The following is a 307-nucleotide window of genomic DNA, read 5'->3' as shown; positions in this document are numbered from 1 at the left end:
GTCAAACCCAGAGACTTCAGCCCGGAAAATGACCTCGGCTGCCGTTGCCCGTTTGGTGAGCATGTCGTAGCCGGAGAGCTCCAAGGCATTCTTGTCCACACCACTGCCCATGGTGGCGTTGCCCTGGGGGTCCATATCCACCAGTAACACGCGGCGCTTGGTTGCGGCCAATGACGCAGCCAGGTTGACGCAGGTGGTGGTTTTACCCACACCGCCTTTTTGATTGGTCACTGCAATCACACGCGCCATGACTCGCCTCCTGTCGTGAAATTCTGATGGCTGGAATCCCGACCGATCACCAGCAGGT

General features: G+C 58.3%; 1 protein-coding gene. It reads right to left on the bottom strand.

Translation table 11 applies throughout. The features are described 5' to 3' along the window. On the bottom strand, positions 1-249 hold a 249-nt coding region (locus BIU96_RS19235; protein ID WP_175477612.1), incomplete at its 3' end, for a ParA family protein. Positions 250-307 lie beyond the last annotated feature (58 nt).

Origin of the sequence: Curtobacterium sp. MCBA15_008 (genome assembly GCF_001865065.1) — a bacterium.
Taxonomy (GTDB): Bacteria; Actinomycetota; Actinomycetes; order Actinomycetales; family Microbacteriaceae; genus Curtobacterium.
This window is presented reverse-complemented; position numbering and strand designations above follow the sequence as displayed.